The organism is Paraglaciecola sp. 25GB23A (genome assembly GCF_040012495.1).
Classification (GTDB): Bacteria; Pseudomonadota; Gammaproteobacteria; order Enterobacterales; family Alteromonadaceae; genus Paraglaciecola.
Genome location: NZ_JBDYKM010000004.1, coordinates 90,467 through 117,458, shown reverse-complemented (window position 1 = coordinate 117,458; position 26,992 = coordinate 90,467). Strand labels below are relative to the sequence as shown.

Sequence of the window (26,992 nt, the reverse complement as noted above, 5' to 3'; positions counted from 1 at the left end):
TGTAAAAAGAGGATACCCAGCATGATGTTTTTAGACACAGTCAAAATGTCCTTAAGCTCGATTCGCAGTAATAAGTTACGTTCAGGACTAACCTTGTTTGGCATCATACTGGGCGTAGCATCCATTATTGGGGTAATGACTGCGATTTCGGTAGTGCAACTTACCATGGAAAAAGAAATGACGGTGCTTGGTACTCAAACCTTCCAAGTGCAAAAATGGCCCAATGGATTCAGTAGTGATGAGCAACGTCGTGCAGCGATGAAGTGGCCACCAGTGACCTTAGAAGAAGCTCAGGCGATCCGCGAGCAGGTTCAATCAGTTGATTTGGTTGGAACTGAATTTTGGGATGGCGGTAAAGTAGCGAGCTTTAAAGGCTACAATACCGAGCCCATGGTCTCCTTATGTGGTGGTTCGCCCGAGTACGCAGAAAACAATACCCATTTTATTGCCAATGGTCGCAATATTTCTAGAATGGATATGGCCGCTCAGCGTCGGGTAGTGGTATTGGGCAGTGCTTTGGCCGAAGAGCTTTTTCCCTTTAGTGATCCCATCGGTCAAACCGTCAAAGTTGATAATCGAAAATATGAAGTTATTGGCACATTTATTCCAAAAGAATCGGCATTTGGAGGTCCTTACCAAACATTGGCTTTGATCCCCGGCACCACTTATACCCAGCTCTATGGCAAAACGGATGGGCGTGGTTTTCCGCGTTCTGCTAATGTGACCTTACATGCAATTACCCCAGAACTATTGCCAGATGCCATCGAGGAAATGCGTCAGGTATTGCGCAGGATCCGAAATATCAAACATAACGAGCCGGATAATTTTTATTATTTCACCAGTTTAAGTCAGATAGACCAGTTTAATGAGTCAACCAAGCCGGTTAAGATTGGCGCTTTTGTGATGGGTACAGTTGCCTTAATTGTGGCAGGCGTGGGCATAATGAATATTATGTTAGTGTCTGTTACCGAACGCACCAAAGAAATCGGTATTCGTAAGTCTTTAGGCGCAAAAAGACACAATATCTTAGTGCAATTTTTGATTGAGGCTGTGGTACTTTGCAATGTTGGCGGTGTGATCGGTATATTTATTGGATTTGGCCTAGGCAATATTGTTTCGGCTGTCACCGGATTTGATACTAATATTCCCTATGAGTGGGCCTTGTTTGGTATGGGTTTTTGCAGTTTTATTGGCGTAACCTTTGGTATGCTACCCGCGATAAAAGCGTCAAAATTGAATCCTATTCAAGCATTGTTCTATGAGTGATATTAGCCAATAGATTCAAAGATACTTAAACAAAAACGGCGCTATTAAGCGCCGTTTTTATATTCAATTAATGATTAATTGTTTTCGAGTAGTTGTGAGCCGATTTCAATTTTGCGTGGTTTTTTCGCTTCAGGCACAACACGTTCTAAATCAACATGTAATAAACCATTTTCCATATCAGCAGCAAGCACTTTTACATGATCACCGAGTTGGAATTTACGTTCAAAACTGCGCTCTGATATGCCTTTATGCAAGAACTTACGCTCGTCGTCTTTGCCTGGCTTAGTGCCTGTGACTTGCAAGGTGTTTTCCACTACTTCGATGCTAACTTCATGTTTAGCAAATCCAGCAACGGCCATGGTAATTCGATACTTATCTTCTGCTAACAACTCGATGTTGTAAGGTGGATAAGTGGATTGTTTTTCGTTTCTACTGGCATTGTCGATCATAGAAGCTAAGTGATCAAAACCAATGAATGAACGGTATAGGGGAGTTAAGTCAATATTACGCATGTTGTATATCCTCATAGATTAAGCAATATAAATATTATGTGCCCCGACTAGCGGCGGCGGTTTAGTGTTTACTAAGTTGTAGACCCTTTCAGCGACTACCCAATCTATATATGTTGAGACTGGCTTTTTTCAACTCTAGAACAGTGATTTTTTTAAATTATTTTTTAAGTAATTGAATTTATTATATTTATTTTAATTATTTTTTGATGAAAAATTTAATTTATTAAATGAGTGGTTTCAAAAAACGTTCTGAACGAGGTAAATAATTGTTTTGTGGGTCAAGTGAGACAAGCACACGAAGCGCTTTTCCTTGAATTTCTTGAGCAGGGAAAAAACCATAAACACGAGAATCAGCACTGTTATTACGGTTGTCACCCATGAGTAAATAGCTGTCTTTTGGCACTTCAACCATGTCAAAATTATCCATCGGATTTGAAGTTTGTAAAAATTGCACCATATGGGATTTTTCAGCTAGTTGCTCGGTCTTTTGCTTACTTAAAGATGTGTTTAAGTAGGAGACTAATTGACCATTGATAATTAACTGGTTATTGACTAACTGTATATGGTCTCCTGGCAATCCAATTACGCGTTTTACTAATCGGGTATCGGCGGCTTTTGAGTTAAGTGTGACAATGTCACCACGTGTGGGAGTCGCTAAATTTAATAGAGTGATATCGCTAAAGGGCAGTTCTAATCGATAAGCCATTTTGTTAACTAGAATGCGGTCTCCCTCAACAATGGTCGGTTGCATCGAACCTGTTGGCACGACATACCAATCAGCCAAACTGCTACGAGAGGCAAAGAGAACAAACAGCACCAAGATGAAGCTCAGGTTTTGTTTAATGGTTTTTATAAATGTTGTGGCTAATTTATTCACACTGTTTTCCTTGTGGACGGTTATTAAGGTCACTAATGGCTTAATTTACCGCAGTAAACTGCAAGCATAGAGAGACGTTTTAAATTGGTTTTACAGAGATACATGAATGATTAGTCATTGCGCTCGCCGTTTAGTTCTGAGCAAAGCGTAAGAATTTGTGTTTGGCTTTTAAATAATAGGTCATCGTTAAGTATGTGGTAATGAGTAGTTGCTGGATGTTAATCCAAAGCGCTAGGAAACACTTAAGGCCAGTTCTACAGCTCTATTAGCATGTATTGCTGCGGTATCAAATAATGGTGTGGTTGTCATATCCTGTTGGATCAACAGACCAATTTCTGTGCAACCGAGTATGACTGCTTGGGCACCGTTTTTTACTAGCTCATCAATGCTGGATAAAAACAACGCCTTAGAGGCTGGCTTGATAATACCTAAACATAGCTCTTGATAAATAATCGAGTGAATTAAGGCTTGCTGTTCGTCGGGTGGAACAACTACATCGATGTTAAATTTATCAATTAGGCGCTGTTTGTAAAAGGTTTCTTGCATGGTAAATCGTGTACCTAACAAGCCAACCTTTGTGATTTTTTGTTGTTGCAGTTCAGTCGCAGTGGCATCAGCAATGTGTAATAACGGAATAGCCACAGCAGCACTGACTTCATCTGCGAGTTTGTGCATGGTATTGGTACAAATTAACAGGAAATCAGCGCCCGCTTTTTCAAGCGTTGTAGCCGCGTGAATTAAAATCTCAGCTGCTTGTTGCCAGTCACCTTGTTTTTGTAGGTGTTCAATTTCGGCAAAATCAAGGCTAAAGAGAATGATCTTGGCTGAATGGAAGCCACTTAGGCTATGTTTCACTTGGCGATTAATTAACTGATAATAACTTAGCGTAGACTCCCAGCTCATACCGCCAATTAACCCGATGGTTTGCATTTATTTGCGTAACAACATAAATAAACCTAAAAAAGCGGCTATCACTCCACCTATTAGGTAAGCCATAGTTTCATCACTGTATTTACCTGTAATGGCTTCACCGAGTTCACCAAAGGTTGAATTGGCTTGATTAAAACCAAAATATAGCAAAAAGGCACCTATTATAAGTAAGACTAGACCCATTAATTTAGCTTGACGCATGTTTATATCCTTATCGATTTTGGTACACATTAATAACATAGCTTGTGATTTGAGCATATAAAAAAGCCTGTCTCAAGGACAGGCTACATTTTAACGCGTTAAAGCAAAAGTATTATTGTTTGATACCTTCGACATTCAACATAAGTTCGACATAGGTAGAGGCTGGCCCAAGGTCATAGGTGATACCATAATCAGCCAACGCTATACGCGTGGTTCCTTCAAAACCAGCGCGATAACCACCCCAAGGGTCTTTACCTTCGCCAACCTTTTGCGTTTCAATTACAATTGAGTTAGTTACGCCGTGTAAGGTAAAGTCTCCCATAATCTTAAGATTGCCGTCGCCTAGATTCTCTACTTTGGTGCTGACAAATTTCGCTTCAGGAAACTTGCTCACATTTAAAAAGTCATCGCTTTTAATATGTTTATCACGATCAGCATGGTTTGAGTCAAAGCTTTCAGTTTTGATCGTTACAGCCACACTTGAGGCTTCTGGTTTAGCTGCATCATAACTAAATTTACCGTCAAATTGATTAAATCCTCCGGTGAGCCATGAGTAACCCAAATGTTTAATTTTAAAATTGATAGAAGCGTGGGCCCCTTGTGTGTCAATCACATAATCAGCAGCAAGCGAACTAAAGCTTAATAAACTGAGGAGACCAGCGGCGAGTAGTGTTTTTTTCATGTTATATCCTTGTTTTGAGTTAGCGGTTTAATAATACGAATCAGTGTTGTGTCTTTATCAATAAAGTGATGCTTTAGTGCTGCCAAGGCATGCACTGAAACCAAAGCGATAAGTGAGTAGGCTAACCACTCATGGATTTCGCCGGCAATATCTTCTTGATTTGCGAACCATTCGCCCATCGAAGGTAGGGTTGCCCAGTTAAATATCTCGATGCCTCGGCCATCTGCGGTAGAGATTAAATAACCGCTTAAAAATAAACTAGATAAACCAACATACAGTGTGTAATGGACAAATTTAGCCGTTGTTTGTTCCCATGACTTACCCAGCCCACTAGGAGAGGTTTGTCGTACTTTAGCCAACAAACGTAAGCCAATTAAAACTGCCAATACAATACCGACGCTTTTATGATAATGAGGGGCGTCCTTATACCAAGGGTTATAAAAGTCCAATTCTACCATCCACAGACCCAATGCAAACATGCCAAAGACTAATAGGGCAGTGAGCCAATGCAGAACAATAGATAACCATCCATAACCGTCGTGGGTATTTTTTAACAACTTAAGCTCCGTTCAATTGCTTTTACTAATGGATACTATATTGGGATTAGTACAGCAAATAAATCGATAAATGTAGGATGTTTCGTTCTATTTAATCGAATTAACAATCGCGAAACCAATCTAATTGCAAAGATAACATATCAGCTTGACTGTTTTTTATACAACGCTATACTGTATAAAAAAACAGTTGTTATGTATTGGAGTTAATATGCCTTACACTCAATTTAGCGAAAGTAATTCAGATCTCATTACTGGTGGTGCTGAAGCATCCGTTCAAGACAATGTGCGTAATGCATCCATAGCGGAGAATCAACCCACTGAGGTGGTAGATGATATACTCAGCCGCATGGATAGATTGCGTACCTTAGCCCGTCTGCAGCAAAAAAAATCAAGATCGAACAAGCGTCAGCAGTACAGTTTTTGTTTTTAAGTTAAAAGCCCTTCTATTAGGGCAATATACCCATTTTTTACCTATGTCTAATGCTTAGTTACAACTAGAGAATTTTTGGGTGATTTTGCATAGTTCATTGATGCCGTGAATTCGTTCTCCAGAGAATCTGAGCAATAAGTGATTATTGCTATTTACTCGGCTATCGAATAAAGCAGGCAGTGTGTGATTAATCTATCGTTTTGTTCTGGTGTTGAAGATGGCTTTTTAAATGTCGGCTATAAATCCAGACCATCGCTAATAACCACAGAGCACCTATAGGTATCGTCCAAAACGCCGTGTTTAACGATGCAAAACTTGCCCAAAAACCAGTACCAAACGAAGCGAGTTGTACGCCAACTGATGAGCCAATAACACAGATACCCGATAAGATTGGTCCTTTATCACTATCTATGTCCATGGCACTGGATAACATTAGGGGAAATAAGCCGCCTAGGCCAAGGCCCACTAATAAATTACCTAAAGACATGAGTTGAGGCTCGATAGCGAACTTAATGGTAAAGGCACCAACTGCCATTATGCCTGCAAGCACTATCATTAATCGATGTGGCGACATCCAGCGTAATAATGACGAAAACCCCAACCGACTTATGACCATACCCGCGGTAAAAAAGGCAAAGGTCATACGAGCTTCTTCGCCACTAAAACCTCTGCCTTGTTGAGCGTAGCTGACAAACCAATTGGCATTGCCAAATTCAACCGCACCATATCCTATGGCCGCTAAGGCCAAGAAAAAGAATATCGGTCGTTTAATCACTTCACCATATGACAAACTTTTGCGGTGTTGTGGCTCCGCGGGCAGATTGAATTTCTTACCTCTTCGTGCCGCGTACCATGCATACGCTGCTAGTCCAATAATGGCTAAGGCTAACCATCTTAAAGGCCAGCGCCAATCATGTTCGATTAAGTATAGAGCGGAGATATAAAATGGTGCAGCTAAGGTTCCAAGACTAAACATAAAGTCCATCAGGCCCATCATAGTAGAACGGCGCTCAGCATGCAGTCGCGCAATCATGGTATGACCGATGGTAAAAAGACTCGAGCAAATAAAGCCTAGCAAAAAAGCGCCGAGTAATAGCCAACGCCAATGATTAACACTCGACATAAATACCAGTAATAACGCTACCGATAGTGACAGGCAGGCAAACAAAGACATAAAATCGAACTTCTGAATATATTTCCCCCCCACAAAGGCACCGGTAATGGCGCCGATAGAAATCAGGGTGAAAAATGCGCCGCTCACCAACTCGCTCATCACTAGACTTTTGGCTAAGTCGGGCAGCATGATGCCCCACAGGATAAAAACCATACCCAAAAGGAAAAAGCCAATAAAAATGACAGATGTGGCAGTGCGACGATTCATATTCTCTCCAAGTTAGCTGGCCATTGTATAGATCTCAACCAGTTGTAGAAAGAGGGCTATAAATACTAAATATTTAATGATTGGTTTAGTTAATAGTAAGTCAAACAATCCTTATGATGGCCTTACTAAATTAGGTATTACTAGAGAAAAAATAGGTTTTTACTGGATGCTTAACCTGTATGTGATTGTAATACATCGTTGGTTTCTCTCGGGCAAAACTTAAAAATCGATCTACTATTTTTTAGCCATTGAGTTAAATAAATCATTGCAGCCAATTTATGTCAGCTCTAAGTGCTAAAAAACTGAAAAAAACTCTTTTTGATTAAGATATTTGAGTTTTTTTTTATAAAGGCCGTAAACTACACCATATTGCAGATGGCCATACTTTGGGCCGAATTTTAGGAAAATTATGATTAATAATGATGTGATGCGCCGCGTTCGTTACATTCTAGATTTTAACGATGCACAAATGATTGATGTTTTTGCTCAAGCTGAATATCCCGCCACCGTGGAACAATTGCATGGTTGGTTACGTAAAGATGATGATCCGGCTTTTGTCGCGATTACAGACTTACAGTTTTCTTTGTTTTTGAATGGTTTAATTAACTTAAAACGTGGCAAACGAGAAGGCGTTGAAGCGCCTGTCGAGCGCCGTTTAACTAATAACATTATCTTTATGAAATTGAAAATAGCCTTTAATTTACAAGCTGAAGAAGTGTTAGATATCATGGCACTAAGTAGTTTTAAAATTAGTAAGCCTGAATTAAGTGCCTTATTTAGAAAGCCTGAGAACCGTCAATATCGTTTATGTAAAGATCAAATTCTACGTAACTTTCTTAAAGGTTTACAAATTAAAATGCGCGGCGATGGTAACGACTAGTTAAGTATTTAAGCTAAGCTCAAGTTACTTAGTGTAGGACGATGTTTATGTTTATTGCTGAGCATAAACATCACACTATTTTGGGGTATACCTCAAATCGCATATGGCATATCGCATATGGCATATCGCATATGCCCTATATCTGAGCGTGGCACGACTCTAAATATTTAAAAATGCCCGTATTTCGTCTTTCCTAGCCAAACCATCTTGATAACCTAAGTCAATTAACTCGCGGCAAAATTCTTTCTCAAATAGTAAGTAGCTGAGTAAGCTCGAATCTGCTTTATCGTGTAAACCTAACATGCGTAGGAGTAGCTTGATGCCCGATGGCATGTAAGTGAAGTGTCGAGCGGCCATTTCGTTAAAACTGATACTAGGATTAATGACCAAACAATCAATGGTTTTTAACTGAGTTTGCTGACGTTGTTGGTGGGTCATGTGAGCGATGGTTTGATTGATTCGCTCCATGCGCTCTAAATCAGAGCGCAGAGTGTCGGCAAAAATCGTATCGAGTAAATGGCCTGCAATAGCAATACTACTTGGAAAGCGATTCATATCGGCAAAACGAGATAAACGTTGCGGTTGCTCTACGCCTACCACCATTATTTTTCTGGCGCCTAAATGGATGGCTGGACTTAATGGCGAAAGTTGATGCACCGAACCATCACCTAAATATTCTCCGCCCATTTTTACTGGCGGAAATAACAAAGGGATAGCCGATGAAGCCATTAAATGCTCAGAGTTAATGGTGCAGGCCACACCTCTTCTTTGTTCACGAAACCAAGGCTCTAATTCACTGTGACCTTGGAAAAAACTAATTGAATCATGAGACGTGTAACTGGAAGCATTAATGCAAATGGCGCGTAAATATCCATTGGCGATATTTCGGTCTATGCGATGAAAATCTAAATAGTGTCTGATCAATCGGCGTAGGGGTTGGTTGTTAAGCAAACTAGCTGCTTTTCTTTGATGCTGATCCGATTGAAAGCTGCGCAGAAAATTACGCGACAAATGAAAAAATACATCTCGCACACCACTGTCATAGACATGCCGAGTATTAAAGTTTTTCCATACAGATTCGAGCTTCTTAACCCCTAAATGATAGCACGATGCATAACAGGCTAAGCCTGTAGCATTAAATGCGCCTGCAGAGTTACCGCAAAGAATAGGGAAAGGTAGACCATGATTACGTGCCAAATAGGTTGAGATAGATTTTAGCACGCCTAATTGATATGCCGCTCTAGCACCGCCGCCAGAGAGTAATAAGGCGTATTCATTGCGATTTATTTCATTTTGCATAATTACAAATTCAAACTAATGCCTTCGGCTGCGGCGAACAAACTTAGATCTGCTCCACCAATGGCAATGACGTCTTGACAGTGTTCCTCAATTGCTTGGATTTCAGTGTCTGTTCGGATGTGATCATGACTATATAAAGCCATGCGTTTAGCACGGCTAGCCATGGCTAACTTCACCGCCTCTTCTGCTACCGAATGTCCCCAACCTGCCTTGTGTGGCATGTCAGCTATCATATATTGCGCATCATGAATAATGAGGTCTGCATTCTTGGAAAATTCAACCCAATCTAGAAAGTCGGTGGCTTTTTTATAGGGGGGATAGAGCTCATTGTCGGTAATATAGACTAACTTTTTACCATTTTCTTCAATTGAAAATGAACTGCCACTGCCTGGATGGTTCATTTGTAAACGACTAATCTTAGCACTACCAATGTGCCAAACATCAGTACCTTTTGGTTTGGCAACAATCTTAATGTTTGAAGCAAGAGTGGTGTAGTCCACAGGAAAACAACTGCCGCTCATTTGTTTTAGGATGGCATCATCCTCGGCTAAGGTGGTTTGGCCAGGCGTGATATAAATGTTGCGATCGCTTTGATAAATAGGGGAGAAAAACGGAAAACCTTGAATATGATCCCAATGATTGTGGGTTAACAATAAATAAATGTCGTTAGTCTTCTTTACCAGCTTTTGACCTAAATTTTTTATACCCGTTCCGGCATCTAAGATAATGTCGCTGCCATCATCTAACTCAACATGCACGCACGCCGTGTTGCCGCCATACTTAATAAAATCCGCACCCGGTGAGGGACAAGAGCCGCGTACACCATAAAAGGTTACTTGCATAGAATATCTCTCTCAACTTGGTACGTTAATTCTCTACTCATAATACTTCAAAATACACAGTTAGAAGCACAATGAGTATACTCTCAATTAGTTTAAATCGTGGTGAAACTGTAACATTTTCAAGCCAAAGCTTAAGTATATTTTAGCCGCCAAGGGTATTTTAGTTCAATTAAACCGCCGCACAGTGACGACGGTTTAATTTATACCTAGAAAAGTTGGATCACTACAATTGTTTGACAAATTCACTAACGGTATTGACATCTAACATCTGCTTTTCGCCGCTTCGACGATTTTTATATTCGACTTTTTGCTCATCTAAATTACGTTCACCAATAACAATGGTATGAGGCACACCAATTAGCTCCATATCGTTGAACATCACTCCTGGTCGCTCTTTTCTATCATCCAGCAGCACATCCACACCCATTGCTTTTAATTCGTTATACAGTTTTTCAGCTACTTCTTGGATGCGCGGAGATTTGTGCATATTCATTGGAATGATGGCTAGTTTAAATGGCGCGATGGCGTCAGGCCAAATAATGCCAAATTTATCATGGTTCTGCTCAATAGCCGCAGCGACAATTCGTGATACGCCAATACCGTAGCAGCCCATGGTTAAGACTTGAAACTTGCCATTTTCGTCTAATACGCCGCAGTTCATTGCTTGAGAGTATTTATTACCTAATTGGAATATATGGCCCACTTCGATACCGCGTTTAATTTCCAAGGTACCTTGGCCGTCGGGTGAAGGGTCACCCACCACCACACTGCGAATATCAGCGATAGTGAAGTCACTGACGTCGCGGCCCCAGTTCACACCGGTATAGTGAAAATCTGTTTGATTAGCCCCACAGACAAAGTCAGCCAAGTGAGCTGCGCTGCGGTCAACAATCACAGGGATGCTTAAGCCTATCGGACCAATTGAACCAATGCTGCAATGTAAAGTGTCTTCAATTTGTTGCTCTGAGGCAAGCGTTAATGGACTAAATACACCCGCTTGTTTTTCGCCTTTAACGTCATTTAATTGATGATCGCCTCTAACAACAAGCGCCACTAATCCTTGTTGTCCTTTATCATCTGGTTTGCCCAAAACAATAAGCGTTTTAATCGTTTGTTCAACACTAATATCTAGATAAGCCACCACTTCTTCAATGGAACGCTGCTTAGGTGTGGCGACTTTAGTTAATTCCTTTTCACCTACAGGACGCTCGCCAACAGGGGCTAAAGCTTCTGCCATTTCAATATTTGCCGCATAGCTTGAGCCATTACTAAATGCTATATCATCTTCACCAGAATCAGCTAATACATGAAACTCATGGGAGCCACTGCCGCCAATTGAGCCATTGTCTGCGATAACTGGACGATAATCTAAGCCAATGCGTTCAAAAATATTACAGTAGGCTTGATACATATCTTGGTAAGTTAGCTCTAAACTGCTTTGATCCATATGAAAAGAATAGGCATCTTTCATGGTGAACTCGCGGCCACGCATAATACCAAAGCGCGGGCGTACTTCGTCACGAAACTTAGTTTGAATTTGGTATAAATTAAGAGGTAACTGTTTGTAACTACTCACTTCGTTTTTGACTAGAGCAGTAACAACCTCTTCATGAGTTGGGCCCAGTACGAAGTCGCGTTTGTTGCGATCTTGAATGCGTAATAACTCAGGCCCATATTGTTCCCAACGTCCTGATTCTTGCCATAAGTCAGCTGGTTGAACCACTGGCATAAGTATTTCGATAGAGCCGGCTTTATTCATTTCATCGCGCACAATCTCAGCGACTTTGTTCAGCACTCGCAAACCTGTAGGTAACCAGTTGTATAAACCTGCTGCGACCTTACGCACCATTCCGGCTCGCAACATCAACTGATGACTAATGACTTCTGCATCAGCAGGGGTTTCTTTCTGAGTTGCTAATAAATATTGGCTTGTGCGCATGCGGTTCTATATCTCACATATAAGGAATGAAAAAACGGGCGCCATTCTATCAGCAGGCATCACTGGGCTAAAGGCAAAAATGGCCTAATTATACGTTTTGTTTAATATCCAGTACTTCACAACAGCTATCAACCACATGCCACTGAATATTAAGCTCATACAGGCTCATGCCGTAAATCTTATCAAGCTCAATATTGGCTTTATATGCAGGGCGCGGATCTTGGGCTAAGACCTCGGTAATTAGCTGGCGTAACTTTGGGTAAGTCTGCTGCCAATGGCTGAGTTGGTCAAGAGCCACTGGGCTATAACTGACGGCCATTAACTGAGGTTGCTCTTGAGCAAAACCGCCTTGTGCCTCAGGGTATGAATCTGCGTAGGGAATATAAGGTTTGATATCCAATATGGGCGTACCGTCGATCAAGTCCATGCCACACACTTTAAGTATAAGTTTGCCGTTACTATGTTCAACGCCAACAAACTCCACTACTGATAAACCCATATGATTAGGGCGAAAGGTACTACGGGTGGCGAATACACCCATTTTTTTATTACCACCAAGACGGGGCGGCCGAACCATTGGAGACCAGCCTTGTTGGGCGGTTTGATGAAATTGAAAAATAAGCCATAGATGACTGAATTGCTCAATGCCCCGTAAACAATTAGGATCGGCAAATTCGGGCAAAAACTCGATCAAACCAAGTGCATGTTTGGCTAAACCGGGTTGACGAGGTATGGCAAATTTTTGTTTGTATGGAGTGTGAATGGTGGCGATAGGCTGCAAGGCAATAGTCATGTTGACAACTTTTGAACCAATAAGTAGGGCGTGAATGAAGCAATATTGAGCTATGTTTGCCTACCTAGGGTTTAAATTCAACTTAAAACGTATAGATAAAACGGAACTGGACTAAGACGCGCGTAGAAAATGATTAATCCTTTGGTTACCATGGATTAATCGTATTGCAGCGTTGCCCTATTTATTGTTCAAACGTTGTACATTTTTACTAAGGATCCCTTGTTTGTGTTTGCATTAACTCTTTCACCCTCACAGTTAGTTTCATCAGCGTTTTTAATCCAGTTGGTCGAGCAAGGATTAGCCCGCTTTTCTTTAAGTGGAAATGTGCTAAAAGCAGATTCTGTTCTTTTAGAGACCGCGCAAGACAAGTCAAATGACAGCGATTTTCCCCTTGAGCCCTACGAGCAGAATTTGTTGGTCTTCACCGAAGGTCTCAATTTGCAAAGTTTGCACAAGGTTGCAGGCTGTCTTAGTAGCTGTATTAAGGTGCAGTATTGGCAGGCAGTTCGGGTTGAAGGCGTGCAGGGTTTTGCAGTAGTTGGCAAAGTGAATATGCTAAGCAGTGCTGAAGAAGTAAAACCACAACTTGAGACCGCGGCTAATCGTTTTAGTTTAGAGTTATGCCTGTTTGCTCAAGTTCCTACACTCAGTGAAAGTGGCTTATTACTGATGGACATGGACAGTACGGTTATTGCTTGTGAATGTATCGATGACATCGCCACATTGGCCAGTGTAGGCCAAGAAGTTTCGGCCGTAACTGCGCTAGCGATGCAAGGTAAATTAGATTTTGCCCAGAGTTTACGCACTCGGGTAGCCTGTTTAGCTAATGCTGACGAAGCTATCTTGCAAACTGTGCGGGATGGTTTACCTCTGATGCCAGGGGCGGCTAATTTGGTTAGATTACTCAAACAACATCATTGGAAAGTGGCCATTGCCTCAGGTGGCTTTACGTATTTCGCTGACTACTTGGCTGAACGTTTAGAGCTCGACGCTGCTGTTGCTAACAAACTAGAGATCGTTGATGGCAAGCTCACTGGTAAGGTTGCAGGTGATATTGTTGATGCTCAGGTCAAAGCACAAACCTTATTAGGCCTAGCAAAGAAGTGGTCAATCCCACACAGCCAAACTATCGCCATGGGCGATGGTGCCAATGACTTGCTGATGATGTCAGCAGCCGCGCTTGGCGTTGCTTTGCATGCCAAACCCATAGTGCGAGAGCAAGCAGATGTGTCTATTCGCCGCGGCGGATTAGATGCGTTGTTATGGATCTTGGCGGCGCAAGAGTAACAGACCGAAACGAGCGTCTAGCGGCGAGTAACAAGCAACCCCCCCCTTGTAGGAGTTCCTTTAGGGACGAACAAATCAACCGCAGATGTTGATTTAATATCTAAATTTGTTAGAGTAAAAAATAGACGCTAGTTCGCTATTTTTATCATTAAAACAATAAAATAATAGGCACGGATGATGAAATTTTTTGATGGATTCGAAAAGAAAGAATTGTTGCTTGGTACTACGGTTTTTTATGCCGCTGCCTTTGCTCTAGTTTGCATGAGTTTGTTGCTAAATCAATATAAGATCCAGAGTAAAAGTAGTCAATTTCATAAAGAAAGTACGGTACATACAGATACCGCTGCTACTGCTGTTCAATATGCAAAAATTTCTAGTTATAACACTGCTCTAGGGTACGCATTCGGTTCAGCAGTATTACTCGATGAAAATGTTACCCTAGAAATTGTCGCTTCCCGTGTCGGATTAATTATGCAAAATAATGAGTTTGACGCTATTTATTATGACTTACACTGTTCAAATCTTGTTTGTCGTGTTGAGTTTTCCGCCAAGGATTACGATAAACGTGAGCTTGCTAGGTTAGCTAATGAGCGATTTAATCACTATTGGTCTTCTACTCCTTGAACAATTGGCAATATGTCATAACAATAGCCTTCTAGTGTTTTTAAAGCCTTGCGATTATCAGGATTTTACTAAAATTGGGCTCGATAACCGACGTTAATAAAATAACCTGTGGTTTTTCGACTTAGCCCTGAAAATGTTTCATCTAACCATTCGTAGCCGAAATCAAATTCAAATTTTAGCCATTTTTCATAGCGGTAGTCTAAACGCATATAGGGCCTGTACATCCAGCGTTCGTCGTCGTTGAGTTTTGATTTTCTATAATCGATACGTAATCTTGGATTAACCCGAAATTCACTATTGATATTAAATCGCCAGTTGCTATTCAAGGATTGTGTGGTCGAGCGCGTCAAGTCAGAATAACGCCAGCTCACGATCATTGTATCAGTATCAAAGGCCACTTTATTGCCCACTAACTGCAAGGAATACATAAATTCATTGTCACTGGCGGGGTAGGCTTCAATACCTTCACTGGCTAAGGTTTCGCCATATTTTGAATAGGTCAGTTCACCCACAATTTGCCACGCTTGATTAAACTCATGAGTTAATGATGTACTAACTGATTGGGTTTTTGCTGTTCTGTCCCTTGCTAATTGCTGTAACTCGTCCTCGGTGTATCGCTCTAATAACTGGTCTAGGCTCGATACACCTTGTCCCTGAATGGCATTGTTAGTGGTCAAGATTGGACTATTACGATAATCAACAACAAGGTTAATGTTGTTGTTTTCATTTAGACTCCAATTGCCAATAAATAGAAAAATATTCAGATCATTAAATAAAATATCGTAATCAATCAGGGTGAAAAGGGACTTATCTTCATCTCTATAGCGAATTTCTCCACCAATCGCCTCACGATCTTTTACTTGGTAATTTTGTTGACTGATATAAAAAGTATTAAAATCCCAGCCCGTCCAAATCGATTGAATATCGACACTGAACCCTTGAAAGCTGACATCGGAGTTGATAGTTGACTTATCTGAATAATTGATTGGGTAGCCCATCACCGCGTTGATTCGATAGTGGTCATTGATATCATAAGCAAGTCGAGCGCCATCAAAACGCCCCAATATTCCTGCAGAATTAAACGACTGCCGACCCACCCGCGCATATAAACCTTGTTCTTTTAATTTTCCATCAAAGTACAATATGCTAGGGATAAACTCGTTGCCTTTTGCTTGATCCATAAAATCTTTGCGGTAAGAGCCCACAAATTGGGACCCTAATTCAATATCACCTTTGCTGACTTTGGCAACAAAATCGAGATCATTATTTAGATTAGAGCGCAGCAATTGACTAGGCTGATCTTGCTGAGACGTTTCATCTCGATAGTAGGTTTGGGCAAAGCTGCCATAAAACTGCGATTGCCATTCATTATCGTTGGTAATTTTGCTTGGTTTAGCGGCTCTTAGTCTTTGTTTAGGGGCCTGAGCTGCGGTCAGCATAGCATCTAATCGTTGCTTAACTCGAGGCGCGCCTTCACTACTGGGGTAGTCTTCTAAATACCGAGTATATTCGGCTTTTGCCTGGGCTAATTGCTCATTTAATTCACGAGATACGCCAATTAATTCTTGCGCGCGCTGTTGCACCTCTCCATCACTTTCGTCTCTGACTTTACTCAACAGCCTTACCGCTTTTGAATAATCTTTATCCAGCATACTTTGATTTGCGTCAGACAAAATCTTGGCGAGCACGACACTTTTATCTTTCAACGTTGCGATCAACAAATCAATGCTTGTGCCAGTATCTTGCTTTTGTTCAGTGGCTTGTTGGTTAGCCACTTGTGGATCAATCACGGCAATTATGATGGAACGAAAATCAGCACTGGCTCGCACATTAGACCTTAGCGCCCGCTTAAAACGTGCGGTGATCCTTGGGTTATCAACTAGCTCACCATCATAAGTTAATTCTACTAGAGCAGTTGGTATACTTATATCCCAGCTCAGATCGACTCTTTCATTTAAACCTTCATACCCCACTTGACTGGTTCTTGTGTCAGTTTTTAAAAAAATATCTAGGGTTTTACTGGCTACTATTGGTGCATAATTTTGATAACGTAAGGGGCTGGTAAAATGGATCTCAATCTCATACCCCTGTGAAGTAGGTATAATTTCAACATTATCGACTATTTGTGCATGCACGATTTGGCTGGTAAAACCAAGCGTTAGCACAATATAAAACCACCTCTGTTTTGCCAGCAAGGGTAAAAACAAAAATAATATTTTGCCAAGATTGAGGATAAAGTTCATGGTCATGCCTTAATCAAAATCGCCATCTGTGGTGCGGTGTTTGCTATTGCGTCGAGTTTTAATCGTCGTCAGCGATGAATCTGTATAAATATGACAGGCCCCAGCGCAATCTCGAAGCTCGCTAACGGTATAACGTACATTGGGACTCGCAATTTTTGTGTGTTCATCTGCTTTAAAGTCGTTAGCATGACAGCCTGCGCAATCTGGTTTGTAGTTACTATGCGGCCAACTTAACATTTGATTGTTGTTTGTGTGACAATCTAAGCAGCCTACATTTGAACGATGGTCACCCGGATAATTTGCTGAAGAATGGTTAAAGTCGATATTTGACCAGTTGTTGGTATTGTGACAGGTGTCGCACTGTTCAGTGGTTATAAAGTGATTAGACGGTTTTCCTTGTGCTTGCGAACCATCATGACAACTAGAGCATGAACCAATAACAGCGTTGTGATTAAAGTTCGCTGGGATCCAGGCTACATTGGAATGACATTCTTCACATTCAGCGTTGGTTTGCACGTGAGCACTGTGTTTGCCTGTTGCGATTGAGCCGTTATGACAGCTACTGCAAGTGCCAGTTACTCCACTATGATCAAATCTAACATCATCCCAACGTGTCGTCACATGACAATCATCGCAGGTATCACTGCTAGTGATGTGATTACTTGGTTTGCCCAAAGCGACTACATTGTTATGACATGAGCTACAGGTGCCGTTGACTGAGGCATGCTCGACTTGTGCTACCGGCACCCACGCATTAGTTAAATGGCAATCTTCACACAGATTATTGCTATTGATGTGATTGCTATTTTTACCTGTGGCGCTAGTGCCATTATGGCAAGAGCTACAATTGCTTGTAATGCCACTATGATCAAAATTGACATTGCTCCAACTTGTCGTTACATGACAATCATCGCAGGTATCACCACTAGTGATGTGATTACTGGGTTTACCCAAAGCGACTACATTGTTATGACATGAGCTACAGGTGCCGTTGACCGAGGCATGATCGACTTGTGCTACCGGCAACCAAGCGTTGCTTAGATGACAATCTTCACATAGGTTATTGGTATTAATATGGTTGCTATTTTTACCGGTTGCGGAAGTGCCATTGTGGCAAGAGCTACAATTGCTTGTAATGCCACTATGATCAAAATTGACATTGTTCCAACTTGTCGTTACATGACAATCATCGCAAGTATCAGTGCTAGTAACATGGTTAGTTGGTTTACCTAAAGCGACTACATTGTTGTGACATGAGCTGCAGGTACCGTTGACTGAGGCATGATCGACTTGTGCTACCGGCACCCACGCGTTGCTTAGATGGCAATTTTCACATAGATTATTGCTATTGATGTGATTGCTGTTTTTCCCTGTGGCGGTAGTCCCATTGTGGCAAGAGCTACAATTGCTAGTAATGCCACTATGATCGAAATTCACCTGGTTCCAATTATTCGTCACATGGCAATCATCACAGGTATCACTGCTAGTGATGTGATTGCTTGGTTTACCGAGGGCAACCACATTGTTGTGACATGAGCTACAGGTGCCGTTGACTGAGGCATGGTCAACTTGGGGAACGGGGACCCAAGCGTTGGTTAGATGACAATCTTCACATAAGTTATTGGTATTGATGTGATTGCTATTTTTACCCGTGGCAGTGGTGCCATTGTGGCAGGAACTGCAATTACCGTTAACGGCATTATGATCAAAATTCACTTGCTTCCAATTATTCGTCACATGGCAATCATCACAGCTTTCAGTTGAACTGATATGACTGGTCGGTTTGCCTAATACAACTACATTGTTGTGACATGAACTACAGGTACCTAAGACTGAAGCATGGTCAACGCGAGTCGCAGGGCTCCATGTTTGACTTGTATGGCAGTCTTCGCAGATATTTGTCGTGGTTAAATGGCTGGTGTTTTTACCGCTTGCTATGGTGCCATTGTGACAAGATGAGCATTGCGCAACAATGCCGTCGTGATCAAAACGTGCCCCTTGCCAAGTTGACGTGACATGGCAGTTGTCGCATGTTCCATCGCTCGGAATATGATTAACTGGTTTGCCCGTGGCCACCACATTATTATGGCATGAGTTACAACTACCAAAAACGGCATCATGGTCGACTCTGCTTACTGGCAACCATGCTTGGTTGGTATGACAATCATCGCAGGTATTACTGGTATTAATATGTGAGCTGTTTTTGCCCGTTGCGCTCGTACCTTGATGGCAATTTACGCACGCTCCATTGGCAGCGTTATGATCAAAGTTGACAATCATCCAGCTATTTGGAATGTGGCAGTCATCGCAAGTGTCAGTAGTTGGTATGTGACTAATGGGTTTACCGACAGCCAGTGTGTTGTTATGACAAGTCTGACAACTGCCTGTGAGTGAGGCATGGTCAACACGTGGAACTTGTTCCCAGCTCCGAGTAGTATGACAATCGGTGCATTGATTAGTACTGGCAATGTGATTTAGGGGTTTAGCTGTTTGAGCAACACCTCCTTGCATATGGCAGGTGGAACACTGTTTTGGAGTACCTTTAAAGACACCAGAAACATGGCAACTGTCGCATTGCACTCTTTCATGCAATCCCTCTAGAGGAAAACCAGTATCAAAGTGATCAAACTCTGAGGCAGTAGCCAGCGCATGCGCTGACACTAACAGTAAAATCAATAACATCCCCCACGTTAAGCGCGGTGAGCGAAAATGTCGGACAAAAAACGCGAGTTGCATATTATTTTATCCTTATCTCATTAAATCCAGTGGCAACATGACAACTTTGACAGTTGCGACCAAATCTGCCCTGGTGTTTATCGTCTTGAGCATGACAGGCATAACAGGCGCTATCTTGTTCAACATTGTCAGTGGCTTTTGTGGTATGGCATGCTTGACAACTTAGTCCTTGGTGTTCGCCTTCCAGAGGGAAGTCAGTTTGCAAACTATGATCGAATTGCCAGAGCATCCAATCGTTGGGGTTGTGGCAAGATGCACAGTTACTACCTAAGGTTTTGTTATGGAAATCATCATTTTCATGGCAATTGATACAAGCGGTTTTTGCGTCGTGAAACTGTGGCGTGGCATGACAAGAGTCACAAGTTGCGATGGCATGCATACCGAGCAGAGGGAAATTAGACAGTTCATGGTCAAATTTAAGCTCTTTTGTCCAATCTGATTCGTTGTGACAGTTCTCACATGTATTTCCGAGTTGCCCATTGTGGGCATCATCTTTAAGGTGACAACTGACACAAGTTTTTCCAATTATTTTATGTTTGCTGCCGAGTTGGTGGCAATTAGTGCAAGCTAACTCACTATGGGCACCGTTGAGTCGAAATTCAGTGTCAGTATTATGATCAAAACTGGTTTCAGACCAATTGACCTCTGTGTGACACGCTTGGCAATTTGTCCCATTTAATCCGCGATGTTGGTCATCATTCTTATGGCAATCTACACAGGTATTACCTGGTTTTTTATCAAATACAGGGCTTGTATGACAGGCATTACAACTAACGTTAGCATGACCACCTAACAAGGCAAAGTCAGTGTCGGCGCTGTGGTCAAAACTAATTTTTTGCCAACTTTGTGCTTGATGACAACTTTTACACTCTGTTCCATTATTACCACTGTGTACGTCGTTGAGTACATGACACGAAACGCACTCTTTGGGGGTATCGAAGTAACTTTGATCTGGGTGACAGGCATTGCAGCTTGTCTGCTGATGTTGGCCAAGCAGCACAAAGTCGGTACTTCCGTGGTCAAAGGTCGTCTTATTCCACTGCTGTGTGGTATGACAATCTGCACAGCTTTGTTTAAATGCACCGTTATGCTTATCATCTTTTAAATGGCAAGCTACACATTCTTGTGGCGCCTCACTGAATTTTTTGTCAGCTAAATGACAACTCTGGCAAGTAACACCAATGTGACGACCATCTAATTGAAAGTCAGCTAAGCTGTGATCAAAGTGGTCAGCATCAAAATTAACGATATCACCCTCTCGTCCCAAATGTTCCGAATGACAAGCTTGACAGTCTTGATTTTTCACAAGGGGAGCATGGCCGTGAAAACCTGTTGATTCGAGCAGATCTTGGGCGATGACTTTATGACAATCTAAACACAAACTGTTAGCTGAGGTTTCGGTCGATGCTCCATGACAACTATCGCACTCATGTTCAAATTTGGCATGAGTACGGTGAACTTCGCCGGGCATCATCAACTTTTTAAGTGAAAAACTGGGTTCTTGTGCTTGCGAGCTAAAACTGCTGAGAAGCAGTATTAGAAGCACATATTGCAGGATGAATAGGTATTTTTTTAACATAGCTTTAAACACCCAGCTCGAAGATTAGGGAGCTACAGCAGCTAATAAGTTTAATACCTATGAACGGCATAGACATGAACAAATCCGGTAATCACCAACATGAAAAAAATGGGCATATGCAGCAAGTGCCACAACGAAAATAGCCGCTCATAAAAAGCCAGATTAGCGATTTTTCTCACGGCCTGTAAATAATCAAACAGGTGGTTCAAGGTCTCGATCTCAGTTGATGACGCTTTTATCTCTTTTTTGAGCCGTCTTTGTGCAAAGCGCGTGGTTAGACTGAGGGAGAAACTGGTGGACAAACTACCAAACACCGTATTCACTTTTTGCAGTTTATGCTCGCAATGTTGAATTATTTTCATTTGTTCTGGCGAGATTGAATTAACCGCGAGTGCTGAATCGTTGATCTGCTCACGGGCTAAAATTTTGGAGTGCAAAAGCTCCTGTAACATAATTTTATTGCCATATAGGCCATGGTGGATTTTGCCATAGATAAAACGTCCAAACAGTCCACTGCTAACCATGAGTATCATGCTAGCCAAAGTAATATTACTGTTGGTTGAGCCCAAACTAAAATTGCAGTGAAAAAGCACAAGTAGCGGACCCACGATGCCCAACATCATATGAATGCGGAACCAATTTCGGGTAGAAAAAAACAGCAGTTTCGACTGAGGGAAGCGCTTTTTAAGCGGATATATAAGTAGCAACAACATCATAGAGCCACCGATAATACCCAGAGCATAACCCACACCGTTTTGCGCGGTAATAAAGTATTCGTCGCGCATTTGCCAACCTAAAACAAGCAGTAAAATAATCAGCATTGAAAAAACAATGATGGGTACTCGACTGTTTTTATTAGGCTTAGGCTGTTGAGACGGTGTTAGGCCGACAGAATTAGCGTGCATATCTTTCAACCTTGACCCTTGGTGGCAAGATCATCAACGATGACTAAACTTACCGTAGCTTGTTCATCAGTAGAAATAGCTTGAGATAGTTGCTCAATATCACCTTGTTGTTTGAGCGGATTTCCTGATATCGCGAGCCTAGCGCCCACCACTACCTGTGTTGCACTACTAATGGTATGGCCTGGCAACATTGCCATTTTATCGTTTAGGGCAATATACAGCGGCAAGTCCCGTACTGTTTTTCTTACAGCGGCAAGGGGAGGGCCCGCAGCCATTACTTGTTGATCAATATAAGGTCGAACAAAAATAAACACAGCAGTATCGGGACTGGTTGTTTGGGCAAGTCCTTGCGAAAGTGCCACTTTAAGTAATATTGTTCCTTTGGTTTCGTCAGCTAAGTGCTGCTTACCCTTGCTCGAACCGTTGGGCTTAGCGGGATTCTTAACCAAATAATCTTGCAAAAAATCACTCATCGGCATGGGAGTCGTTAATTGATTTAGCGGGTCAGGCTTGCGCATGGTATTCGCTTGCTCCGAGTCCAGTGTGCCCTTAAATCCTAGTGCTTGCGCTTTTTCTAAGGCTGATTCTGCATCACTATCTCGTTGCAAATAACGATAGGATTTAGCCAATAATAACCAGCCTTGCATGTCATCAGGTTGTTTGTTTAAGCGTTGTTCAAGATTAAATAACAAATCTTCAACGGGGGCGATTTGTTTGTTTTGTTTTGACGTAACAGCCGCGGCTGACTCAGAAGTTTGCGCTACTTGTTGTTCAGTATCTTTAAATCCCTGGTTGTTTGGGGTTTCTCGTGGCCACAAAATCAGCAAAGCGAGCATAGCTATCACCCCTATGGAAACAATGACAACTAAGACTTTATTGCTTTTAATTGCTTGCATGGAAAGGCAAATCCTCAATGTCTTTATTAATAAAGACGAAATAACGCTAAGCTAGGGGATTCAAAAACGGTGACGAGCAACCAAGTTTTTGAATTACTTTTTCAATTCATATCAAAAGTTAGTCCATTTACCTTAAGCAAAGCTTAAGGTAAATATTGCAATTGTTAAGTCAGTGTTAAGTAAAGTATTGCATAATCTGGCTGTGATAAAGGATGTCATTTAATACCTAGCGAAGTCTTTAGACCTTGTAAATAGCCGTTTTCATCGACAAAGTTATAAGATAGTAAGTCATTTTTTAACCATCACTTTGATATAGAGCAAACTATGGCATTTTTACAGAGTTACCCATTATTGGCCTATCTTCTGCCAATGCTATTTATTTGGGGTGTAGTGGTGGTGGTCAAAAAAAGAGCTCATCAGGTAGCGCTGCAATTACAAGATCAATCAATGCAAGCCGGTTTGATTGAGCCGGCCAGTTTACATCCGGTTATCGATCCTTATCTTTGTTTGGGCTGTGGCGCTTGCACAATCGCTTGCCCTGAGGGCAATGTGCTTGGCTTGATTCATGGCAAAGCACAGCTCATTCAACCTGCAAATTGCATCGGCCATGGAGCATGTAAGTCGGCTTGCCCCACAAACGCTATCACCTTAGTATTTGGCACCGAAACAAGAGGTATCGACATACCAACCTTAAAGCCTAATTTTGAAACCAACGTATCAGGCATCTTTATCGCTGGCGAGTTAGGTGGAATGGGTTTAATCCGCAATGCCGTAGAACAAGGTTCACAAGCCGTCGATGCCGTGACCAAGGTAGTGCGTCAACTTAAAGTGGCACCTAAAGACATGTTGGATGTGGTGATCGTTGGTGCGGGTCCAGCCGGTATTGCCGCTTCGTTAAATGCTAAACAAAATAGTTTAAATTTTATCACTATCGAACAAGACTCTTTGGGGGGGACTGTTTCACATTTTCCGCGCAATAAGATCGTCATGACTGCACCTGTTAATTTACCTTTGGTCGGCAAGGTTAAGTTTCGCGAGACAACAAAGGAAGCCTTGTTGGAATTTTGGCAGAATATTATTGAAAAAACCGGACTTAAAATAAACTTTAATGAGCGTTTAGAGGATATCGAGAGTTTAAATGTCGGTTTTAAACTAACGACGACCAAGGGCCAGTATCTGGCTAAAACTATTTTGCTAGGACTGGGGCGCAGAGGCACGCCCAGAACCTTGGATGTGGAAGGGGAAAGCTTATCCAAAGTGGTCTATCGGCTTATTGATCCGTTGCAGTATGCGGGGCAACAGGTATTAGTTGTGGGTGGAGGCGACAGCGCATTAGAAGCAGCAACCAGCATAGCTGAACAAACAGGAAGTCATGTCATATTGTCGTATCGAGCCAATTCATTTAATCGTGCAAAAATGAAAAACAGGCAAAAAGTTGAAAAAGCTGAACAGCAAGGGCAACTGAGTGTGATGTTGCAATCTAGGGTTATCAAAATTTCTGCCACTGAAGTGGTTATTGAACAGGATGGTAAGCAGTCTCACTTTGCTAATGATGCGGTTATTGTCTGTGCTGGTGGAATTATGCCAACCCCATTTTTACAAAAAGTAGGTATCTCCATCGAAACAAAACATGGCTCTGAGTAGGCTTATTATGCTGTTTTTTAACCGATTAACCTGCATCGTTTTACTGACTTGTTTCAGTATCACAAGCTATGCCCAATCGTTATCAGAGGCAAAAACGGCAATACGTACTAAAGATTTTGAGCAAGCCCTTATCTTGTTGTTACCTCTAAGCAAGCAAGACAATGTTGAAGCGCAATATTTGTTGGGCTCACTTTATGCTAGGGGCAGAGGTACCAAGAGTAACGATAAAGAAGCATTTCGATGGTTCTATATGGCAGCCAAGCGAGGACATGCTCAAGCCCAATTTGAACTAGCCTGCTTATATGAGCAAGGCAGTGGAGTCGCGCAGGATATAGATGAGGCCTTAGTCTGGTTTCAAAAAGCGAGCGACAATGGTATTTACAAAGCTAATAAAAAAATAGCTGCTATTGCTGCACAAAAGGCAAGTTCTGCCTTGGATTCAAACACCTTATTTGAGGCAATTCGCAAACAAGATTTGTCGACTTTGAAACGACTATTAAAAACGAGTTCACAGGCAAATGTGAGTGACTCCTTTACTTATTCGGCCTTAATGCGAGCCATTGAAACTAATAATATAGACGTGGTTAGATTGTTGTTAGAGCGTGGCGCTGATGTCAATTTTATTGGACCACAAAAAATCACTCCACTTATTCAAGCGGTAGAATTAAACAATAAGACAGTCGTGAAGGCCTTATTGAATTATCAGGTGCAACTCGACCAGCAGGACTCACTGGGTAATAGCGCACTCATTTATGCAAGCCGTAAACAAAATGTCGAATTAGTTGAGATATTATTGTCGGCGGGAGCAAACCCAAATTTAGAAAATCTCAGTGCAAACAGTGCACTGGATATTGCGAAAGCGTCGTCAGCACTGGCTTCACTATTGCTTAAGTATGGAGCGACTGAGCACAAACCATTGGCAAACAAAAGTTTAAACAAACAAATCATCCGTAAAAATGCTGAATCCTTTGTTAGCAATATTGCTGAAAATGAGCCCTATAAAGACTGGCCAGTTTTAAATGTAGCGGCATGGCGAGGCCAGATCGATATGGTCGCGGCTTTATTGTCCTCAAGCACTTCGGTTGACTCCCTTGATACCCAACAATATACGCCTTTACTTAGATCTACGCGGCAAGGGCACGTTGAGGTCGCTGAGTTGCTTTTAAGCAAAGGCGCAGCGATTAATTGGCAATTGCCAGATGGGCGAACTGCACTTCATTTAGCCATTCAACAGCATCATAGTGCTATGGTAAACCTACTCTTAAAGCAGGATTCCAATATGGAGCTTAGTGATGAGCAACTTTCTTCGCTAATGCTACTGGCTGTTCAAGAAGGGCAGGAGGCAATTGCTATTCAACTGCTTGAGGTGGGCGCTAATCCTAATGCGAGCTTTGATAATCAGAGTCTCCTGCATTTGGCTGCCCAAAAGGGCATGTTTGAACTTGCCACCAAATTGATCAATAGAAATGCAAGGGTTAATCCGCAAAATAAATTGGGGCAGACGCCCTTATGGTTGGCGGTGAAGAATCATCAACTGAAATTGATTCGTTTACTTTTGGATCATGCACCTGCGATAGATATGCCTGATAATGAAGGGAATGCAGCCTTATTTTTAGCGGCAAAATCTGGCGACCGTGAGATCGTTGCTCTTTTACTGCAATACAAGGCAAAAATAAACGTACTCAATGAGCAAAATAATACACCACTTATTGTTGCTGCCAGCAGCGGTTTTGATGATATTTTATTGTTGTTAATTAAGCATGGAGCAGATATAGAGCTGCGTAATAAATCAAGTTTAACTGCGTTGATGTTGGCTGCGACTAATGGTCATCTAGAGTGTGTTACGCATTTAGTAGCGCAAGGTGCTGATATTAGTCGGCGCAACAAAGATGGTAAAAATGCAGAAAAAATGGCTATAGAAGCTGGTCAAAAAGAGACAGCCAACTACCTTGCTCAACAGGGTGAAAAGTCAACATTCTTCAATTTATTTAATTAATTCACTCAATGACGATTCAGTCTTCGCTGCTGATGACATTGAGTTTAAAACACCCAACAGTAAATTCATTTATTAGGCCTAGTCTTTTTCAACATATTGAGATGCTCAAAAAGAGTAGGGTGAGCTGTGCCATTTAGACTTATTTTGAGCTAAGACTACCTAAAATCTCTATAAAACCTGTATTCTAGGCCTGTTACAGTGCTTAGTTGGGCACGAATACAACTAAGTGCAAAGAGTGTAAAACTGACGCGTTTACTTTTGTCATATTGCTTTGTTGGCAACTCGCTCTTGCTTATAAGTATCATCAGAGTGACATGCTGCGATGGATGCTAGGTATTAACTTGGTATCTCTTGCTGGTTTACAATAACTAAAATAGTCACACTATTTTGTCTACTTAACACGTAAATGGATTCAATCAGCGATGCAAGTTTTAATATTGTGTTTTTATGCGGGAAACCTTTCATGACTGAGCTATATTGGAAGGCCGTCAAA

General features: G+C 41.7%; 23 protein-coding genes. 7 read left to right on the top strand and 16 right to left on the bottom strand.

The genetic code is table 11. The features are described from left to right. Nucleotides 1-21 precede the first annotated feature (21 nt). Nucleotides 22-1,266 (top strand): ABC transporter permease, encoded by a 1,245-nt coding sequence (locus ABKW31_RS09675; RefSeq protein ID WP_348616134.1) that lies wholly within the window; start codon nt 22-24, stop codon nt 1,264-1,266. Nucleotides 1,267-1,340: 74 nt separating this feature from the next. Here the strand turns inward: ABKW31_RS09675 and ABKW31_RS09670 are convergent, their stop codons facing one another. From ABKW31_RS09670 to ABKW31_RS09645, 6 genes are all read right to left on the bottom strand, one after another. Further along, nucleotides 1,341-1,778 (bottom strand): Hsp20 family protein, encoded by a 438-nt coding sequence (locus ABKW31_RS09670; protein WP_348616133.1) that lies wholly within the window; start codon nt 1,776-1,778, stop codon nt 1,341-1,343. Nucleotides 1,779-2,001: 223 nt separating this feature from the next. Continuing rightward, on the bottom strand, nt 2,002-2,655 hold the full coding sequence (lepB, locus tag ABKW31_RS09665; RefSeq protein WP_348616132.1) for a signal peptidase I: 654 nt from the start codon (nt 2,653-2,655) through the stop codon (nt 2,002-2,004). Nucleotides 2,656-2,886: 231 nt separating this feature from the next. Next, complete coding sequence (locus ABKW31_RS09660; protein ID WP_348616131.1) at nt 2,887-3,585, bottom strand: aspartate/glutamate racemase family protein; 699 nt, start codon at nt 3,583-3,585, stop codon at nt 2,887-2,889. Further along, a complete protein-coding gene (locus ABKW31_RS09655) occupies nt 3,586-3,786 on the bottom strand; it encodes a DUF3185 family protein (RefSeq protein WP_348616130.1) in 201 nt (66 codons plus the stop codon). A gap of 112 nt (nt 3,787-3,898) precedes the next feature. Then, nucleotides 3,899-4,468: a YceI family protein gene (locus ABKW31_RS09650; protein WP_348616129.1), complete on the bottom strand. Its 570-nt coding sequence runs from the start codon at nt 4,466-4,468 to the stop codon at nt 3,899-3,901. Beyond that, on the bottom strand, nt 4,465-5,025 hold the full coding sequence (locus tag ABKW31_RS09645) for a cytochrome b (RefSeq protein WP_348616128.1): 561 nt from the start codon (nt 5,023-5,025) through the stop codon (nt 4,465-4,467). The genes ABKW31_RS09650 and ABKW31_RS09645 overlap by 4 nt, the downstream gene beginning before the upstream one ends. Before the next feature lie 208 nt (nt 5,026-5,233). On the opposite strand from ABKW31_RS09645, the gene ABKW31_RS09640 reads away from it, so the two are divergent. Next, complete coding sequence (locus ABKW31_RS09640; RefSeq protein WP_348616127.1) at nt 5,234-5,455, top strand: hypothetical protein; 222 nt, start codon at nt 5,234-5,236, stop codon at nt 5,453-5,455. 187 nt (nt 5,456-5,642) lie between these two features. On the opposite strand, the gene ABKW31_RS09635 is transcribed toward ABKW31_RS09640, so the two are convergent. After that, nucleotides 5,643-6,836 carry an MFS transporter gene (locus tag ABKW31_RS09635; protein ID WP_348616126.1) on the bottom strand — a complete coding sequence of 398 codons (1,194 nt, stop codon included), beginning with the start codon at nt 6,834-6,836 and terminating at the stop codon, nt 5,643-5,645. Nucleotides 6,837-7,245: 409 nt separating this feature from the next. On the opposite strand from ABKW31_RS09635, the gene ABKW31_RS09630 reads away from it, so the two are divergent. Then, nucleotides 7,246-7,716: a DUF1456 family protein gene (locus ABKW31_RS09630; protein WP_348616125.1), complete on the top strand. Its 471-nt coding sequence runs from the start codon at nt 7,246-7,248 to the stop codon at nt 7,714-7,716. 159 nt (nt 7,717-7,875) lie between these two features. Here the strand turns inward: ABKW31_RS09630 and ABKW31_RS09625 are convergent, their stop codons facing one another. The 4 genes from ABKW31_RS09625 to tsaA all read right to left on the bottom strand — a co-directional run bounded on the left by ABKW31_RS09625 (nt 7,876) and on the right by tsaA (nt 12,589). After that, nucleotides 7,876-9,015 carry a patatin-like phospholipase family protein gene (locus tag ABKW31_RS09625; protein WP_348616124.1) on the bottom strand — a complete coding sequence of 380 codons (1,140 nt, stop codon included), beginning with the start codon at nt 9,013-9,015 and terminating at the stop codon, nt 7,876-7,878. Between the two features lie 2 nt (nt 9,016-9,017). Next, a complete protein-coding gene (locus tag ABKW31_RS09620; protein WP_348616123.1) occupies nt 9,018-9,857 on the bottom strand; it encodes an MBL fold metallo-hydrolase in 840 nt (279 codons plus the stop codon). Between the two features lie 223 nt (nt 9,858-10,080). Continuing rightward, complete coding sequence (locus ABKW31_RS09615) at nt 10,081-11,796, bottom strand: proline--tRNA ligase (RefSeq protein ID WP_348616122.1); 1,716 nt, start codon at nt 11,794-11,796, stop codon at nt 10,081-10,083. An 88-nt stretch (nt 11,797-11,884) separates the two neighbouring features. Next, nucleotides 11,885-12,589: a tRNA (N6-threonylcarbamoyladenosine(37)-N6)-methyltransferase TrmO gene (gene tsaA, locus ABKW31_RS09610; RefSeq protein ID WP_348616121.1), complete on the bottom strand. Its 705-nt coding sequence runs from the start codon at nt 12,587-12,589 to the stop codon at nt 11,885-11,887. Between the two features lie 225 nt (nt 12,590-12,814). Here tsaA and serB point away from each other — a divergent pair, with 225 nt between their 5' ends. Both serB and ABKW31_RS09600 read left to right on the top strand, forming a co-directional pair. Then, nucleotides 12,815-13,876, top strand: coding sequence for a phosphoserine phosphatase SerB (gene serB / locus ABKW31_RS09605; RefSeq protein ID WP_348616120.1), 1,062 nt, complete (start codon nt 12,815-12,817; stop codon nt 13,874-13,876). 174 nt (nt 13,877-14,050) lie between these two features. Then, nucleotides 14,051-14,500: a hypothetical protein gene (locus tag ABKW31_RS09600; RefSeq protein ID WP_348616119.1), complete on the top strand. Its 450-nt coding sequence runs from the start codon at nt 14,051-14,053 to the stop codon at nt 14,498-14,500. Nucleotides 14,501-14,568: 68 nt separating this feature from the next. Here ABKW31_RS09600 and ABKW31_RS09595 read toward each other — a convergent pair whose 3' ends face one another. Genes ABKW31_RS09595 through ABKW31_RS09575 form a run of 5 tightly spaced genes read right to left on the bottom strand, consistent with a single transcriptional unit; the run spans nt 14,569 to nt 22,859 of the window. Continuing rightward, on the bottom strand, nt 14,569-16,743 hold the full coding sequence (locus tag ABKW31_RS09595; RefSeq protein WP_348616118.1) for a hypothetical protein: 2,175 nt from the start codon (nt 16,741-16,743) through the stop codon (nt 14,569-14,571). A 9-nt stretch (nt 16,744-16,752) separates the two neighbouring features. Next, on the bottom strand, nt 16,753-19,479 hold the full coding sequence (locus ABKW31_RS09590; RefSeq protein WP_348616117.1) for a hypothetical protein: 2,727 nt from the start codon (nt 19,477-19,479) through the stop codon (nt 16,753-16,755). A gap of 1 nt (nt 19,480) precedes the next feature. Continuing rightward, nucleotides 19,481-21,058, bottom strand: coding sequence for a cytochrome c3 family protein (locus ABKW31_RS09585; protein ID WP_348616116.1), 1,578 nt, complete (start codon nt 21,056-21,058; stop codon nt 19,481-19,483). Nucleotides 21,059-21,108: 50 nt separating this feature from the next. Further along, nucleotides 21,109-21,963 (bottom strand): hypothetical protein, encoded by an 855-nt coding sequence (locus ABKW31_RS09580; protein ID WP_348616115.1) that lies wholly within the window; start codon nt 21,961-21,963, stop codon nt 21,109-21,111. A gap of 5 nt (nt 21,964-21,968) precedes the next feature. Beyond that, the gene (locus ABKW31_RS09575) at nt 21,969-22,859 is read right to left on the bottom strand and encodes a hypothetical protein (protein WP_348616114.1); all 891 of its coding nucleotides are present in this window, start codon (nt 22,857-22,859) and stop codon (nt 21,969-21,971) included. A 324-nt stretch (nt 22,860-23,183) separates the two neighbouring features. On the opposite strand from ABKW31_RS09575, the gene ABKW31_RS09570 reads away from it, so the two are divergent. After that, nucleotides 23,184-24,503: an NAD(P)-binding domain-containing protein gene (locus ABKW31_RS09570; RefSeq protein ID WP_348616113.1), complete on the top strand. Its 1,320-nt coding sequence runs from the start codon at nt 23,184-23,186 to the stop codon at nt 24,501-24,503. A gap of 7 nt (nt 24,504-24,510) precedes the next feature. After that, nucleotides 24,511-26,499, top strand: coding sequence for an ankyrin repeat domain-containing protein (locus ABKW31_RS09565; RefSeq protein ID WP_348616112.1), 1,989 nt, complete (start codon nt 24,511-24,513; stop codon nt 26,497-26,499). The last annotated feature ends 493 nt before the right edge of the window (nt 26,500-26,992 follow it).